Source organism: Polaromonas sp. P1_G2, assembly GCF_056405515.1.
On sequence record NZ_JBFUBY010000013.1, the window covers coordinates 1 to 14,902 of the forward strand.

Here is a 14,902-nt window from a genome sequence, read left to right on the forward strand (position 1 = left end):
CGCTGCCGCTGGTGCTGGTACTGCTGCTGGCGGTGCTGTATGCCCAGTTCGCCGGCCATCCCGGCGTGGCGGGCGCGCTGCGCGGCATGGCCGCGGTGGCGGCCGGGCTGATCGGGGCGACCGGCCTCAAGCTTTTTGGCGCGCTCAAGAAGAACGTGCTGGGCCTGCGGCTGTGCGCGGGCCTGGGCCTGCTGTGTTTTGTGTCCATTGCACTGCTGCGCATTCCGCTGGCTTACGTGCTGCTGAGCCTGGGCTTCACGGCCTGCGTGCTGGCCTACCGCAGGCTCCAGCCATGAACGAACAACTGCCAACGCTGCACCTGGTTTTCGGCGCGCGGGAATGGTTCGACCTGTTCCTGCACTACCTCTCGCTGTCGCTGCTGTCGGTGGGCGGGGCCATCAGCACCGCGCCCGACATGCACCGTTTCCTGGTCGACAAGCAGCACTGGCTGACCGACGCGCAGTTCAACGCCTCCATCGCCATCGCGCAGTCAGCGCCGGGACCTAACGTGCTGTTCATCGCCTTGATGGGTTGGAACGTGGGCCTGAACGCCGGCGGCATGCTGACCGGGCTGCTGGGCGTGTTCCTGTCACTGCTCGGCATTTTGATTCCAAGCACCACGCTGACCTATACGGCGGCGCAATGGGGCCACCGCAATCGCGAACTGCGGGCGGTGCGCGCCTTCAAGCAGGGCATGGCCCCCATCGTGGTGGCCTTGCTGATCGCCACCAGCTGGATCCTGGCCGCCGCCAACGGCAGTTCGCTGAAGGACTGGCCGGTATGGCTGCTGACCGCCGCCTCGGCCGTCATCGTCTGGCGCACCCGCATCCATTTGCTGTGGCTGCTGGGCGCGGGCGCGCTGCTGGGCTGGTACGGGCTGGTCTAGGGCCCGTTAACGCCCGGCTTCAGGACGCCTGACGCCGCTGGCGCAAGGCTTCGTACAGACACACGCCGCTGGCCACGGACACATTCAGGCTTTCCACCGCCCCACGCATGGGGATGCTGACGAGTTCGTCGCAGGTCTTGCGCGTGAGCTGGCGCATGCCCTCGCCTTCGGCGCCCAGCACCAGGGCGACCGGGCCTTTCAAGTCCACGTCGTAAATGGTTTTTTCAGCATCGTCGCTGGTGCCTATGCACCAGATGTTGCGTTCCTTGAGCTCACCCAGGGTGCGGGCCAGGTTGGTGACCATGAAATAAGGCATGGTTTCGGCCGCGCCGCTGGCGACCTTGGCGACGGTGGCGTTGATACCGGCCGCATGGTCCTTGGGAGCGATCACCGCATGGGCGCCGGCGCCGTCGGCCACACGCAGGCAGGCGCCCAGGTTGTGCGGGTCGGTCACGCCGTCCAGCACCAGCAGCAACGGCTGGGCCGTGCCGGCTTCTTCGAGCTGCTCGAGCAGTTCGTCGAGTGACTTGACCTGGGCCAGCGCATCGACCCGGGCCACCACGCCCTGGTGGCCGTGGCTGCCGCACATTTTGGCCAGGCGCAGGCCGTCGGATTCGATCAGCCGTATGCCGGCCTCGCGGGCCCGGTCGGTGAACTGGCGCATGCGGGCATCGCGGCGCGAGGCGTCAAAAAACACCTCCAGGACGGACTTGGGGGAGGTTTTGATGCGGACGCCGACGGCATGGAAGCCAAAAAGGACTTTGGGGGTGGATGACATGCGGGGATTATCACTGCCAGGAGTCTGGGCGGCCCGGACTCTTCACCCCTCATTGACCACTCATTGGCATTACTACCGGTGCGCCAGGACCGACCGGCGGTCACAATGCGTGCTGGGTAAGACTAAAATAGTAACAATTTGTTGGCCGGCGCAGGCTGACGACGCTTCGCGACAAAAACATACACAAGTGGGGTCGTTATGGGATTGAGGCTTAAATTTAACCTGGTGCTGGTCGTGGTGTTCCTGGCCGGCTTCGGCGCCGCCGGGTTCATGTCGCGCCAGTTGCTGCAGGAAAACGCGCGTGAGGAAGTGCTGCGCAATGCGCGGCTCATGATGGACACCGCCCTCTCGGTGCGCGCCTACACGGTGGAGCAGATCAAGCCACACCTGGACAAGCAGCTCGAAGAGGTCTTCCTGCCGCAGACCGTGCCGGCCTATGCGGCCACCGAAACCCTGGGCAATATCCAGAAGAAGTACCGCGACTACGGCTACAAGGAAGCGACGCTGAACCCGACCAACCCGCGCGATCGCGCCACCGACTGGGAAGCCGACATCGTCCAGCAGTTCCGCCAGAACGCCGATTCGAAAGAACTCATTTCGGAGCGCGCGGCGGCCACGGGCCGGCTGCTCTACATTGCCAAGCCGATCCAGATTACCAACGCGGCCTGCCTGCAGTGCCACAGCGTGCCGGCGGCCGCACCGGCCAGCATGATCAAGATCTACGGCGAAGCCAACGGCTTCGGCTGGAAACACAATGAAATCATTGGCGCGCAGGTGGTGACGGTGCCCATGGAGATCCCCATCCGCAATGCCGAGCGCACGTTCAAGACCTTCATGGCCTCGCTGGCGGCGGTGTTTGTGGTGGTGTTCGTGGTGCTCAACCTGATGCTAAGCTGGCTCATCGTGCGGCCGATACGCCGCATGTCGCAGGCGGCCGACAAGGTCAGCACCGGCGACTTCGAGGTGCCCGAATTCGCGGACGGCGGCAAGGACGAGGTGGCCGTGCTGGGCAGCTCTTTCAACCGCATGCGCCGCAGCCTGGAAAAAGCCATGCAGATGATAGACCGCGGCGACTGAGACGCATCGAACTTCACGACCCCACGACGACCGCGCACGCATGACCGACCCTGAAGACAAGACCCGTACCCAGCCCGTGCGCCCCGACGGCGCCGCGCCGGCTGTCGTTGGCGACGGCGACGCGGCCGCGCTGATGCCGGGGCAGACGGTCTTTGAATACCGCATCGACAAAATGCTGGGCGGCGGCGGCTTCGGCATCACCTACCTGGCCCAGGACATCAACCTGCAGTTGCCGGTGGCCATCAAGGAATACTTTCCGGGCGAGCTGGCGGTGCGCGCGGCCGACCTGTCGGTCAGCGTGCGGTCCAGCGAAAACAAGGGGCAGTTCCAGTGGGGCCTGGAGCGCTTCCTCGACGAGGCGCGCGCGCTGGCGTCGTTTCGCCATCCCAACATCGTGCGGGTGCTGCGCTACTTCAAGGAAAACGGCACGGCCTACATCGTGATGGAGTACGAGTCGGGCGACCCGCTCAAGCGCTGGCTGGCCAAGCAACCCGCGCTGGACCAGCAGGGCCTGCTGAAGATCATCTACCCGCTGATGGACGGCCTGGAGGCCGTGCACAAGGTGAACTTCCTGCACCGCGACATCAAGCCGGACAACATCTACATCCGCGCAGACGGCACGCCGGTGCTGCTGGACTTCGGCGCCGCGCGCCGCGTCACCGGCAACCAGGACATGACCAACATCGTGAGCCCGGGCTTCGCGCCGTTCGAGCAGTACCACAGCAAAGGCCACCAGGGGCCGTGGACGGACGTCTATTCGCTGGGCGCGGTGATGTACTGGATGACGACCGGCCACAAACCCATGGAATCGGCTTCGCGCGTGCGCGAGGACAGCATGCCCAAGGCCGCCGACACCGCCAGCGCGGTGGTCTTCGGCGCGCCGCTGCTGCGCGCCATCGACTGGGCGATGACGCCCAACGAAAACCAGCGGCCGCAGGATGTGGCTGCGCTGCGCCAGGCGTTGCTGAGTTCGGACTTCGTGAAGACGCAGACGCTGCGCGCGGCCAGCGTACTGGCGCCCCCCACACCTGCGGCCCCGCCTCCCCCACCCGCACCCGCGCCGGCACCCGCCGAAAGCAGGACGACCACCGCCGCGCCGCCCGACAACGCCCTGCTCGCCTACGCCGCCAATACACAGTCCATCCCGCTCAACAGCGCCGAGAACCTGCGCAAGAACGTGCTGGGCACCATCATGTTCCTGGACCTGGTGTCCTACTCCACCTATTCGGTGGACCAGCAGGTGGTGGTCAAGGCGCTGTTCAACGAACTGATCACCAAGGCCATAGGCGGCGTGAAGGAGTCGTCGCGCATCATGATAGACACCGGCGACGGCGCGGCGATCTGTTTCCTCGGCGACCCCGAGGAGGCGCTGCAGTCGGCCCTGCTGCTGCGCGACCTGCTGGCGCAGAAGTACGGCCGCAAGCTGTCCCTGCGTGTGGGCCTGCACCTGGGGCCCATCCGCATGGTGTTCGACATCAACAACCGGGTCAACGTGGTGGGCGACGGCATCAACGTGGCCCAGCGCATCATGGACTTCGCCAGGCCCAACCAGGTGGTGGTCTCGCGGGCCTATTACGACGTGATCTCGCGCATCACCGACAGCGCGGCCGGCCATTTCGACTACCTCGGCCCGCACATGGACAAGCACCTGCGCTCGCACGAGATCTACGCGGTGCTGGACCCGAATGCCGCGCCGGCGGCAGCCGCGGCATCGCGCAACCTGGAGTTCGAGCACACGGCCTCGTTCGCCGCGCTGGCCTCGCTCACGCCGGAAATGGTGCACGACATCGAGGCCGAGCTGGCCAAGCTGATCGGCCCGCTGGCCCGGGTGCTGGTCAAAAAGGCGGTGCCGCGCACGGTGAGCGCCCAGGGCCTGCGCGACCTGCTGGCCGTCTCCATCCCCGACGCGACGGCGCGCGAGGCCTTTGCGCGACCGCGCAATGCCAGCATGCCCGTGCATTCGGGGCTGCATGGGGCCTCGGGTCCACGCACCGGCGCCACAAGCGCCATAGGTGCCACCACAGGTACGCCCAGCCGCCTGCATTCCATGCCGGTGTCCGGCCTGCGGCCCCAGGACATGAGCCGCCCCACGGGCCCGTCATCGCCGTCGGCGACCTCGACTTCCATCAACCTGCAGCATTTCAGCGCGGAACTACAGGCCCAGCTCGAACGCATGCTGAGCCTTTACATCGGCCCGCTGGCCAAGACACTGGTGCGCAAGGAATCGGCGCGCCACACCAGCCTGGGCGCATTGGCCAAGGCCCTGGCGCAGCTGATCGACAAACCCGACGACAGGGCGAAGTTCCTGGCCGCGGCGCAAAAACTGCACACGGGGCGCTGAAGCCCCGGGCAAGTTCAGGCCGAAACGACCCGGCCCGCGTCTATGGTGATGCGCCGCTCGCAGCGCGCGGCGATGCCCTGGTCATGGGTCACCAGCACCAGCGTGGTCCCGAGTTCACGGTTGAGCTCGAACATCAGCGACATGACGGTCTCGCCGGTGGCGAAATCCAGGCTGCCGGTGGGCTCGTCGGCCAGCAGCACCGCCGGCTGCACCACAAAGGCACGGGCCAGCGCCACACGCTGCTGTTCGCCGCCCGACAGCACCTTGGGATAGTGGCCCAGCCGCTCCCCCAGGCCGACCCGCTTGAGCATCTCGGTGGCCTGCGAGCGGGCGTTCCGGACGCCCGACAGCTCCAGCGGCAGCATGACATTCTCCAGCGCGCTCAGGTTGCCCATGAGCTGGAAGCTCTGGAACACAAAACCGACCTTCTGGGCACGCAGGGTCGCGCGGTCGTCTTCGCTGAGGGCGAACAAGTCCTGCCCGGCCAGCTTGACCGTGCCCTCGGTGGGGGTGTCCAGGCCAGCGATGATGGACAGCAAGGTGCTTTTGCCCGAACCCGAGGCGCCGACAATGGCGGCGGTTTCGCGCGCGGCGAGCGCGAAGTCAATATCGCGCAAAATGGCCAATGTGCCGGTGGAGTCGGTGACCGACTTGAAAACGTGCTCCACGGAAATAATTGATGCCTCAAGCTTTGCAGCCGCACCGGAAATGCCAGGCGCTGTGGAGGCCATGGAAGCATCATTCACGCCACTCACCGCGGGTTCAAACATGTCAGCCTTGTCAGAAAATATGAAATCCGACTTTACCAAGCTTGCCATCCAAACGGCGAGCCGCCTGGTAAAACCTTTGGCCGCGCTGCTCGCGGCCGCCTTGCTGGGCGCGGTGCCGGCCGCCCACGCGCAGGCGCCCGCCTCCGCCGCCCAGGCCACTACCGTGCTGGTCGTCGGTGACTCCCTGAGCGCCGAATACGGCCTCAAGCGCGGAACGGGCTGGGTGCCTCTGCTGGAAAAGCAGCTGGCTGACGAGAAAAAGAACGCCCGGGTCGTCAACGCCAGCATCAGCGGCGACACCACCTCGGGCGGCCGCTCACGCCTGCCGGCCCTGCTGGCGCAGCACAAGCCCGCCGTGGTGGTGATAGAGCTGGGCGGCAATGACGCCCTGCGCGGCCTGCCGCTGGACATGACCGAGCAAAACCTCAGCGCGATGACGCAGGCCGCCAAAAAGGCCGGCGCGCGCGTGCTGTTGGTCGGGATGCAGGTGCCGCCCAACTACGGCAGTGCCTACGCGGCAACCTTTTCGGGGCTGTTCACCAAGATCGCCAAGGCGGAAAAGGTCGCGCTGGTGCCGTTTTTCCTGAAAGGCATCGCGGACGCCACCGACCCGGTGGCTAGCTTCCAGGCCGACCGCATCCACCCCAACGAGCAATCGCAGGCCCGCATGCTGGCCAATGTGTGGCCCGAACTCAAGAAACTGATCAAGTGACGCTTGAACGTATTTCCGCCGAAGAAGCGCTTTCCGCGCTGGGCCGCTACTCCGACGTCATCGATGCCCGCAGCGAGGGCGAATACGCCGAAGACCATCTGCCCGGCGCGCTGAATTGGCCCAGCCTGCACGACGAGGAGCGGAAGATCGTCGGCACCAAATACAAGCAGATCAGCCAGTTCGAGGCCAAAAAACTGGGGGCGGCACTGGTGGCGAAAAACATCGCCGAACACATACAGCGTGACGTGCTCGACAAGCCACGTGAATGGCAGCCCCTGCTCTACTGCTGGCGCGGCGGCAAACGCAGCGGCTCGCTGGCGCTGGTGCTGGACCAGATCGGCTTCAGGGTCACGCTGGTGGACGGCGGCTACAAGGCCTTCCGGGCGGCGCTGCTGGCCGACCTGCCGCAACTGGCCGCGCGCCTGCGCTACCGGGTGGTCTGCGGCCCCACCGGCTCGGGCAAGACCCGGCTGCTGCAGGCCCTGGCAGACCAAGGCGCGCAGGTACTGGACCTGGAGGCGCTGGCCAACCACCGCAGCTCGGTGCTGGGTGCGATTCCCGGCGTTCAGCAGCCCAGGCAGAAAGCCTTTGACAGCGGCATCTGGTCCGCCTTGCGCGGCTTCGACCCGGCCAGGCCGGTCTATGTTGAAAGCGAAAGTAAAAAGGTCGGCAACGTGGCGGTGCCCGATGGCCTGATCGCTGCCATGCGGGCCAGCCCCTGCCTGCAGATCGAGCTTTCGGAGGACGAGCGCGTCGCGCTGCTGCTGGAGGACTATGCCTTTTTCGTGCAGGACATCGAACACTTCTGCGAACGCCTGGGCGCCTTGACGGAGGCCCGCGGCAAGGCCGTGGTGCAGGACTGGCAGGCGCGCGCCCGCGGCGGCGACGTGGCCTCTGTGGTCCGCGAACTGCTCACCCTTCACTACGACCCGGGCTATGCACGCTCCATGGAGCGCAACTTCAGCCAGTACCCCAAGGCCACGGCGCTCCGCGCGGCCGACCGGTCGAAGCAGACCCTGGGGGGGCTGGCGGAAGCGATTCTCAGGGAGGAGAAAACACCATGAAAAAAATCCTTGCCGCCATCGGTATCGCCCTGGCCGGGCTGGCCGCCTACCTGTGCCTGTGGCCGGTGCCCGTCGCGCCGCAAAGCTGGGAAGCGCCCACGGCACCCGGCTACAGCGGCCCTTTCGCCGCCAACAACAAACTCGCCAAGCTGAAAACCATCCCGCTGGGGGCCGAAGCAGGTCCTGAACATTTGGTAGTGGCCCGGGATGGAAAACTCTACGCCACGGTGGCCAGCGGCGCCATCCTGCGGATGAATCCCGACGGGAGCGGCCAGGAAGTGGTGGTCAACACCGGTGGCCGCGTACTTGGTTTTGATTTCGATGCCGCCGGTAATCTCATCGCCGCCGATGCGTTCAAAGGCCTGCTGTCGATTTCGCCGGACAGGAAAGTGACGGTGCTGGCGGACAAGTCCGGTGGCAGCCCGATTCTGTATGCCAATGCGGTGGTGGTGGCACGCAATGGCAAGGTGTACTTCAGCGACGCATCCACCCGCTTTGGGGCCCGGCAATGGGGCGGCACCTTCGAAGCCAGCATTCTCGACATCCTGGAGCAGTCCGCCACCGGCCGGGTCATTGAGTACGACCCGGCGACCCTAGCCACCCGCGTCGTGGCCAAGGGCCTGAGCTTTGCCAACGGCGTGGCCTTGAGCCAGGACGAGCGCTCGCTGTTTGTGGCCGAAACCGGCAGATACCGCATCTGGAAACTGCCGGTGGATGCGCGGGAACAGGACGTCGGCCAGCCCGGCAGCGGCCTCCAGCCACTTTTTGACAATCTGCCGGGCTACCCCGACAACCTGATGCGTGGCCTGGACGGCAAGGTATGGGTGGGCCTCGTCAAGCCGCGCAACCCGACGATTGACGGCCTGGCCCGCAAGCCCTTCATGCGCAAGCTCATACTGCGCCTGCCTCGCGCCTTGTGGCCTATTCCCAAGGCCTATGGCCACGTGGTGGCGTTCACGGAAGAAGGAAAAGTGGTGGCCGACCTGCAGGACCCGACAGGTGCCTATCCCGAAACAACCGCCGTGACGGAGACGGCGGACAGGCTGTATGTGCAAAGCCTGCATGCCAGGGAACTGGGCTKGTTACCTAAATAGACTGGCGATGCCGTCCGGCAAAAGCGCCGGCCATCAACAAAAAAACCCGGCAACACGCTGGGTGTTCCGGGTTTTCGAGGGGTATGAGCTGGTAACCGTTTACGCTCATCCTTCACTGGAAATTTGAAAGTTCAGGGCGCCGGGTCAGCGGGTGGCACGCCAGCCGGCGCATCGCCGTCATTGGGCGGCGCATCGTTCCCATCGTCAGCTACATCATCCGGCTTGCCCTCGGCCTTGCGCTTGAGCTTTTCTTCTTTTTTGCGTTTTTTCGCAAGCTCTTTCTGGCGCTTTTCGTAGGAATAGTTGGGAGTTGCCACTGCGTGCTTTCATCTGAATAAGTAAGCCTTACTGTACTGCATTGCCGCCACTGGATACCAGGCGTTTGCCCCGCTTTTGGATCAGGCTTTTTCCAGGGCCTGCGCAATGTCGGCCCGCAGGTCGGCGACGGCCTCCAGGCCTACCGAAAAGCGCACCAGGCCGCCTTTGTAGGGCCAGGGCGTGGTGCGTAGCGCCGGGATGTCGTACGGAGCGCACAAGCTCATGGGGCCGGCCCAGCTGTAACCTAGTTTAAAAAGTTTCAGGCTGTCACAAAAACGGTCCACCTGTGCCTGGGTGAACTCCGGCTTGAAGACGGCGCTCATGAGGCAGGCGGCACCGCTACAGTCGCGCTTCCAGACCTCATGGCCGGGCGATCCGGGCAAGGCCGGGTGCAATACGGTGGCGATCTGGGATTGGCCGGCCAGCCAGCCGGCCAGTTCCCGCGTGGCGGCGTCCTGGGCCGCGTAGCGCAAGGCCATGCTGTTAAGGCCGCGCAGCACCAGTTCGGCATCGTTGCCGCCTATGCCGTAGCCGACGCGCATGTGGCAGAAGTGGACCAGGTGGTGCAGCGCTTCGTCGCGCGTGACGACGGAGCCCATCAGCACATCGGCGCCGCCGCTGGGGTATTTGGTCAGCGCCTGGACCGAGATGTCCAGGCCGAGATCAAAAGCGTTGAAAGCCAGGCCCGCACCCCAGGTGTTGTCGAGCGCGGTCACGATGCCTGCGGGGTGGGTATCCTTGTGCGCCTTGACGGCAGCGACCAGCGCGGGCATGTCGGGGAATTCCAGCGTGATGGAGCCCGGCGCCTCTATCCACACCAGCCGGGTTTTCGGRCCCAGCTTGGCGGCCAGGTCGGCGGGGTTCATCGCGTCGTAAAAGCGGTGGGTGATGCCCCAGGCGGCCAGCTCGCCCTGCGCAAAGCTCTTGTTGGGCCCGTAGGCGTTGTCGGGAATCAGCAGCTCGTCGCCGGCCTTGAGCAGCGCCATGCCGACCAGCACCACGGCCGCCAGGCCGCTGGGCACCAGCGTGCAGTACTTGCCGCCCTCCAGGGTGGCGACGCGCTCTTCTAGCGTGAAGGTGGTGGGCGTGCCGTGCAGGCCGTAGGTGTAGCCGGTCTTGTGCTTCCAGTCCCGGCTGCGCAGCGCGGCGACGGTGGGAAAAGCGATGGTGGAAGCCTTGTAGACGCCAGGCGGAATCGCGTCAAACCCGGCGGGCGGCTTGTAGGGGTGGTGGATCAGGGTGGTGGAAATGTCGCTCATGACCGCATATTAACGGCAAGCTCAGAGGCTTGAAGAGCAGCAGAACAAAAGCCGCGCCCGTAAGGCCGTCCCCATCCAAGCAAGGGCCGCGGAATCGGCTTTGCCGGGCCGCAGGCGCAGCGGCCCCTTTCTCAGTGCGAGGGGCAGGGAGCTGCCGCAGGCTCGAAGTGAGCGACCGTGGGGGCTAAATCTTCCACTTCGCCATCAGCTGCGCCGGTGACAGCGAGTCATAGCCCTCAAACGGCTGGTGAATCCAGGGATTGGTGGGCAGCAGTTCGACCGAATAATCAGGCTGGAAAGTGGAAACACCCTTGGTCCAGATCACGGCGCTGCGCAGCTCGGTGATGGGCTTGTAGTTGTTCTTGAGCTGGTGGATCACGGCGTTGAGCGTGTGGCCGGAATCGGCCAGATCGTCGACCAGCAGCACCTTGCCGGCGATCTCGCCCTTGGGCGTTGTGATGAAGCGGGCGATGTCGAGGTTGCCCTGCGTCATGCCGGCATCGGCACGGTAGGAGCTGGTGGACATGATGGCCAGCGGCTTGTCGAAGATGCGCGACAGGATGTCGCCGGGGCGCATGCCGCCGCGGGCCAGGCACAGGATGGTGTCGAATTGCCAGCCGGACTGGTGGATCTTGATGGCCAGTTTCTCGATCAGGTTGTGGTATTCGTCATAGCTCACATAGAGATGCTTGCCGTCTTCTGTCAACATGGGTGGCGCTCCTGATGTATTCGCTGCCTGCGCCCGTTTCAGGGGGCGGCAGGCTGTTTGGCTAAAGCTGTGGCGGGTATCCGGTCAAGCGGCGGCGTAGGGGTTGCGCAGCAGGATGGTGTGGTCGCGGTCCGGGCTGGTGGAGATCATGTCGATGGGCACGCCGGTCACTTCCTCGATGCGGTGCAGGTATTTTTGCGCGGCCGCGGGCAGCTTGTCGTACTCCGTGACGCCGACCGTGCTCTGGCTCCAGCCGGGCATGGTTTCGTAGATCGGCTTGCAGCGCTCGATCTCTTCGGCACCCATGGGCAGGATGTCGGTGATGTGGCCGTCGAGTTCGTAGCCGGTGCACAGCTTGAGTTCGTCGATGCCGTCGAGCACGTCGAGTTTGGTGATGCACAGGCCCGACAGGCCGTTGACCTGGGCCGAGCGCTTGAGCAGCGCGGCGTCGAACCAGCCGCAGCGGCGGCTGCGCCCGGTGGTCACGCCTTTTTCGGCCCCCACGGTGCTCAGGTGGTAGCCCACGGTGCCGGGTTTTTCCCAGTCGAGCTCGGTCGGGAACGGCCCGCCGCCCACACGCGTGCAATAGGCCTTGGTGATGCCCAGGATGTAGTGCAGCATGCCCGGGCCCACGCCGGCGCCGGCAGCGGCATTGCCGGCCACGCAGTTGCTGGAGGTGACGTAGGGATAGGTGCCGTGGTCGACGTCGAGCAAGGTGCCCTGCGCGCCTTCGAAAAGCAGGTTGGCGCCGTCGCTATGCGCGTCGTTGAGTTCACGCGAGACGTCGGCCATCATGGGCTTGAGCAGTTCGGCGTGGCGCATGGCTTCGGCGTAGACGGTGTCGAAATCGATGGCCGGGGCATGCAGGTAGCCGGTCAGCACGAAGTTGTGCAGCTCCAGCAGGTCGCGCAGCTTGGCGGCGAAGCGGTCGGGGTATTTGAGGTCCTGCACGCGCAGCGCGCGGCGGGCGATCTTGTCTTCATAGGCGGGGCCTATGCCTCGGCCGGTGGTGCCGATCTTGGTGGTGCCGCCCTTTTCGCGGTAGGCTTCGCGCGCGATGTCGAGCGCGGCGTGGAAAGGCAGGATCAGCGGGCAGGCTTCGCTGATGCGCAGGCGCGAACGGACTTCAACGCCGGCTTTTTCCAGGCCTTCAATTTCCTCGAAAAGCTTGGCGGCCGACAGCACCACGCCATTGCCGATGTAGCACTTCACGCCGGGACGCATGATGCCGCTGGGGATCAGGTGCAGCGCCGTTTTGACGCCGTTGATAACCAGCGTGTGGCCGGCGTTGTGGCCGCCCTGGAAGCGCACCACGCCCTGAGACATCTCGGTGAGCCAGTCGACCAGCTTGCCCTTGCCTTCGTCGCCCCACTGGGTGCCCACGACCACGACATTGCGGCCCGCGTCTGCGGTTTGTTTGTTTGTCATCTTCAATTCTCGTTAAGGTGTGTTGGGATCAAGCCGGATGGGGCACGCGGCCCTCACGCGGCTTTCTTCAGGGGCTGGACCACCCATTGACCGGCAACCTGGGCCAGTTCGCGGTCGCAATCGAATTCATTGACTTCATGTTCATGGCCTGGCAGCACGCAAGCCACGGTTTCGCCGCCGGCACGCAGCCGGGCAATGGCCGCGCGCAGGCCGGCGTCTTCGCTCCACGGCGCGCGTATGGCGGCCTTCAGAGGCCGGGGCGGCAGCACGCTGACAAGCTCCTTCAGGTCCAGGCTGAAGCCGGCCGCCGGACGGTTGCGGCCGAACACGGCGCCGACTTCGTCATAACGGCCGCCGCGCGCCAGTTCGGCGCCCTGCCCGTAAATGGCAAAACGCGTGCCGCTGTAGTAGGCGTAGCCGCGCAGGTCGGCCAGGTCGAAGCTGACCTTGACTTCGCCTTTTTCGCCGCCGGTGTGGGCCGCCAGCCATTTGAGGTTTTGCAGCGCGGCCTTGAGGCCGGTCGAGGGCGGCAAGGCTTTTTCGGCTTCGGCCAGGACTTTCTCATCGCCGTAGAGCTGCAGAAGTGCCTTGAGGCCGGCGCGCGCTTCGGCGGAAATGCCGCTGCTCGGGCTGGCAGTGAGGCTGTCGAGCTCGCTCGCATCCTTGGCTGCCAGCGCGGTGTGGATGAGTGCCAGGGTCTTGCCGTTGACGGTGGCGCCGGCCAGCAGGCTGTTGACGATGCGCACGTCGGCCATGTCAACGCTCAAGGCGGTCACGCCAGCCGCTTTGAGGCCCTCAAGCGCCAGCTGCTGGGCTTCCAAGTCGGCTTCCAGCCCGGCATGGCCGTAGATCTCAGCGCCGAACTGCAGCGGCTCGCGGGTCGCGTGGGGGCGGTCTGTGCGGGTGTGCAGCACCGGGCCGCAGTAGCAGAGGCGGGCCACGCCGCTGCGATTGAGCAAATGGGCATCGATGCGGGCGACCTGGGGGGTGGTGTCGGCGCGCAGGCCCAGGGTGCGGCCGGAAAGCTGGTCGACCAGCTTGAAAGTCTGCAGGTCCAGTGCTTCGCCGGTGCCGGTCAGCAGCGACTCGAGGTGCTCGAGCAGCGGCGGCATGACCAGTTCATAGCCGTAGCTGCGGGCGGTGTCCAGGAACAGGCGGCGCAGCTCTTCGATGTGGCGCGCCTCGGAGGGCAGGACATCGGCAATTTGATCGGGCAATTGCCATGATGACGACCAGGCGGGCATTGTAATTTTCGTGGGCTGTTAAAAACAGCATTTTACCGGGCTTGAAGCCGGTTTTCGGCTTGCCGGAGACTGATAAGGCCCCCGGGACGAAATAGTGGTGCGGCTGTGAGGCGGAATTCAGGCCAGCACGGCCAGCAGGACCAAGCCCGCCGCGATGCTGCACAGCCCAAAGAAGCGGATCTGGCCGTTGCCCAGGGTGAGGATTTGCTCGAACATGCGGCGCCAGCCGCCGGGAGAGATGAAAGGCAACAGGCCCTCGATGACCAGCATCAAGGCCAGTGCCAGCCAGAAGGTGTTGCCGTCCACGCCGGCTTATTTTTTGGCCGGTGCGGCGCTGCCGGAGCCCGGGCCGCGCATCGCCTTGAAGAAGTCGGACGAAGGATCGAGCACCATCACGTCGCTTTTCTTGCTGAAGCTGGCTTTGTAGGCATCGAGGCTGCGGTAGAACTGGGCGAACTGCGGGTCGCGCCCGAACGATTCGGCATAGGTGCGGGCGGCTTCGGCATCGCCCTCGCCCTTGACCTTTTGCGCATCGCGGTAGGCGTTGGCGATGGTCACTTCGCGCTGGCGGTCGGCGTCGGCGCGGATTTTTTCGCCTTCTGCCAAACCGGTGGAGCGCAGTTCATTGGCCACGCGCTGGCGCTCTGCCACCATGCGCTTGTAGACGGAATCGGTGATGGCTTCCACATAGTCCACGCGCGTGATGCGCACGTCGACCACGTCCATGCCCCAGGGCTTGGCGCCCTGCACGGCCTGCAGCACTTCGCGCTTGACGTCGGCCATCAGCGCTTCGCGCTTGAGCGACAGCAGGTCCTTCACGGTGCGCTTGTTGATCTCTTCCTGAAAGGCGTTGCGGACCACGCGGTTGAGCTGGTTGGCGCCGGCTTTTTCATCGAGGCCGACGTTGCGGATGTAGTCGCTGGGCTGGGTGATGCGCCAGCGCACGTACCAGTCGATCACGACGCGCTGCTTTTCGGCCGTCAGCATGGGCTCGGCGTCGACGCTGTCGAGCACCAGCAGGCGCTTGTCGATGTAGGAGACGTTCTGGAACGGCGGCGGCATCTTGAAATGCAGGCCGGGTTCGGTGACCACGTCCTTGATCTGCCCCAGGGCGTAGACCACGCCGAACTGGCGTTGGTCGACCACGAATAGCGTGGAACTGAGCAGTGCCAGGAGGACCAGCAGCGAGGAAACAATAAATCCAACTCTATTCACGATCGTC

General features: G+C 65.1%; 16 protein-coding genes. 7 read left to right on the plus strand and 9 right to left on the minus strand.

Annotated features, from left to right (window positions below):
- On the plus strand, positions 1-296 hold a 296-nt coding region (locus AC1D0P_RS02850; RefSeq protein WP_477675304.1), incomplete at its 5' end, for a chromate transporter.
- Positions 293-886: a chromate transporter gene (locus AC1D0P_RS02855; RefSeq protein ID WP_477652069.1), complete on the plus strand. Its 594-nt coding sequence runs from the start codon at positions 293-295 to the stop codon at positions 884-886. The genes AC1D0P_RS02850 and AC1D0P_RS02855, both read left to right, overlap by 4 nt.
- 19 nt (positions 887-905) lie before the next feature.
- On the opposite strand, the gene rlmB is transcribed toward AC1D0P_RS02855, so the two are convergent.
- Positions 906-1,664, minus strand: coding sequence for a 23S rRNA (guanosine(2251)-2'-O)-methyltransferase RlmB (gene rlmB, locus AC1D0P_RS02860; RefSeq protein WP_477675305.1), 759 nt, complete (start codon positions 1,662-1,664; stop codon positions 906-908).
- Between the two features lie 198 nt (positions 1,665-1,862).
- On the opposite strand from rlmB, the gene AC1D0P_RS02865 reads away from it, so the two are divergent.
- On the plus strand, positions 1,863-2,741 hold the full coding sequence (locus AC1D0P_RS02865) for a c-type heme family protein (protein WP_477675306.1): 879 nt from the start codon (positions 1,863-1,865) through the stop codon (positions 2,739-2,741).
- A gap of 40 nt (positions 2,742-2,781) precedes the next feature.
- Complete coding sequence (locus tag AC1D0P_RS02870; protein WP_477675307.1) at positions 2,782-5,082, plus strand: protein kinase domain-containing protein; 2,301 nt, start codon at positions 2,782-2,784, stop codon at positions 5,080-5,082.
- 14 nt (positions 5,083-5,096) lie between these two features.
- On the opposite strand, the gene AC1D0P_RS02875 is transcribed toward AC1D0P_RS02870, so the two are convergent.
- Positions 5,097-5,813 (minus strand): ABC transporter ATP-binding protein, encoded by a 717-nt coding sequence (locus AC1D0P_RS02875; RefSeq protein WP_477675327.1) that lies wholly within the window; start codon positions 5,811-5,813, stop codon positions 5,097-5,099.
- 58 nt (positions 5,814-5,871) lie between these two features.
- Here AC1D0P_RS02875 and AC1D0P_RS02880 point away from each other — a divergent pair, with 58 nt between their 5' ends.
- From AC1D0P_RS02880 to AC1D0P_RS02890, 3 genes are read left to right on the plus strand one after another with little or no spacing between them, the layout of a single operon-like run.
- Positions 5,872-6,564 (plus strand): arylesterase, encoded by a 693-nt coding sequence (locus AC1D0P_RS02880; protein ID WP_477675308.1) that lies wholly within the window; start codon positions 5,872-5,874, stop codon positions 6,562-6,564.
- Positions 6,561-7,628: a tRNA 2-selenouridine(34) synthase MnmH gene (gene mnmH / locus AC1D0P_RS02885; RefSeq protein ID WP_477675309.1), complete on the plus strand. Its 1,068-nt coding sequence runs from the start codon at positions 6,561-6,563 to the stop codon at positions 7,626-7,628. Before AC1D0P_RS02880 ends, mnmH begins: the two co-directional genes overlap by 4 nt.
- Complete coding sequence (locus AC1D0P_RS02890; protein ID WP_477675310.1) at positions 7,625-8,722, plus strand: SMP-30/gluconolactonase/LRE family protein; 1,098 nt, start codon at positions 7,625-7,627, stop codon at positions 8,720-8,722. Before mnmH ends, AC1D0P_RS02890 begins: the two co-directional genes overlap by 4 nt.
- A 131-nt stretch (positions 8,723-8,853) precedes the next feature.
- Here the strand turns inward: AC1D0P_RS02890 and AC1D0P_RS02895 are convergent, their stop codons facing one another.
- The 7 genes from AC1D0P_RS02895 to hflC form a co-directional block, all read right to left on the minus strand.
- Entirely contained in the window at positions 8,854-9,039 is a 186-nt protein-coding gene (locus tag AC1D0P_RS02895) for a hypothetical protein (protein WP_477652077.1), read from the minus strand.
- 81 nt (positions 9,040-9,120) lie between these two features.
- Entirely contained in the window at positions 9,121-10,299 is a 1,179-nt protein-coding gene (locus tag AC1D0P_RS02900; RefSeq protein WP_477675311.1) for a PLP-dependent transferase, read from the minus strand.
- Positions 10,300-10,483: 184 nt separating this feature from the next.
- Positions 10,484-11,008, minus strand: a complete 525-nt coding sequence (locus AC1D0P_RS02905) for a phosphoribosyltransferase (protein WP_411877599.1) — start codon at positions 11,006-11,008, stop codon at positions 10,484-10,486.
- Positions 11,009-11,092: 84 nt separating this feature from the next.
- On the minus strand, positions 11,093-12,436 hold the full coding sequence (locus tag AC1D0P_RS02910) for an adenylosuccinate synthase (protein WP_477652079.1): 1,344 nt from the start codon (positions 12,434-12,436) through the stop codon (positions 11,093-11,095).
- Positions 12,437-12,489: 53 nt separating this feature from the next.
- Positions 12,490-13,680: an ATP phosphoribosyltransferase regulatory subunit gene (locus AC1D0P_RS02915; RefSeq protein ID WP_477675312.1), complete on the minus strand. Its 1,191-nt coding sequence runs from the start codon at positions 13,678-13,680 to the stop codon at positions 12,490-12,492.
- Positions 13,681-13,797: 117 nt separating this feature from the next.
- A complete protein-coding gene (locus AC1D0P_RS02920) occupies positions 13,798-13,986 on the minus strand; it encodes a DUF2065 domain-containing protein (RefSeq protein ID WP_477675313.1) in 189 nt (62 codons plus the stop codon).
- 6 nt (positions 13,987-13,992) lie between these two features.
- The gene (gene hflC, locus AC1D0P_RS02925) at positions 13,993-14,895 is read right to left on the minus strand and encodes a protease modulator HflC (protein WP_436154375.1); all 903 of its coding nucleotides are present in this window, start codon (positions 14,893-14,895) and stop codon (positions 13,993-13,995) included.
- Between the last annotated feature and the right edge of the window lie 7 nt (positions 14,896-14,902).

Excerpts from the sequence above, each read along its gene's own strand:
- AC1D0P_RS02855 (WP_477652069.1), top strand. The coding sequence starts at position 293 with ATGAACGAACAACTGCCAACGCTGCACCTGGTTTTCGGCGCGCGGGAA.
- rlmB (WP_477675305.1), bottom strand. The coding sequence starts at position 1,664 with ATGTCATCCACCCCCAAAGTCCTTTTTGGCTTCCATGCCGTCGGCGTC.
- AC1D0P_RS02865 (WP_477675306.1), top strand. The coding sequence starts at position 1,863 with ATGGGATTGAGGCTTAAATTTAACCTGGTGCTGGTCGTGGTGTTCCTG.
- AC1D0P_RS02870 (WP_477675307.1), top strand. The coding sequence starts at position 2,782 with ATGACCGACCCTGAAGACAAGACCCGTACCCAGCCCGTGCGCCCCGAC.
- AC1D0P_RS02875 (WP_477675327.1), bottom strand. The coding sequence starts at position 5,813 with ATGGCCTCCACAGCGCCTGGCATTTCCGGTGCGGCTGCAAAGCTTGAG.
- AC1D0P_RS02880 (WP_477675308.1), top strand. The coding sequence starts at position 5,872 with ATGAAATCCGACTTTACCAAGCTTGCCATCCAAACGGCGAGCCGCCTG.
- AC1D0P_RS02905 (WP_411877599.1), bottom strand. The coding sequence starts at position 11,008 with ATGTTGACAGAAGACGGCAAGCATCTCTATGTGAGCTATGACGAATAC.
- AC1D0P_RS02910 (WP_477652079.1), bottom strand. The coding sequence starts at position 12,436 with ATGACAAACAAACAAACCGCAGACGCGGGCCGCAATGTCGTGGTCGTG.
- AC1D0P_RS02915 (WP_477675312.1), bottom strand. The coding sequence starts at position 13,680 with ATGCCCGCCTGGTCGTCATCATGGCAATTGCCCGATCAAATTGCCGAT.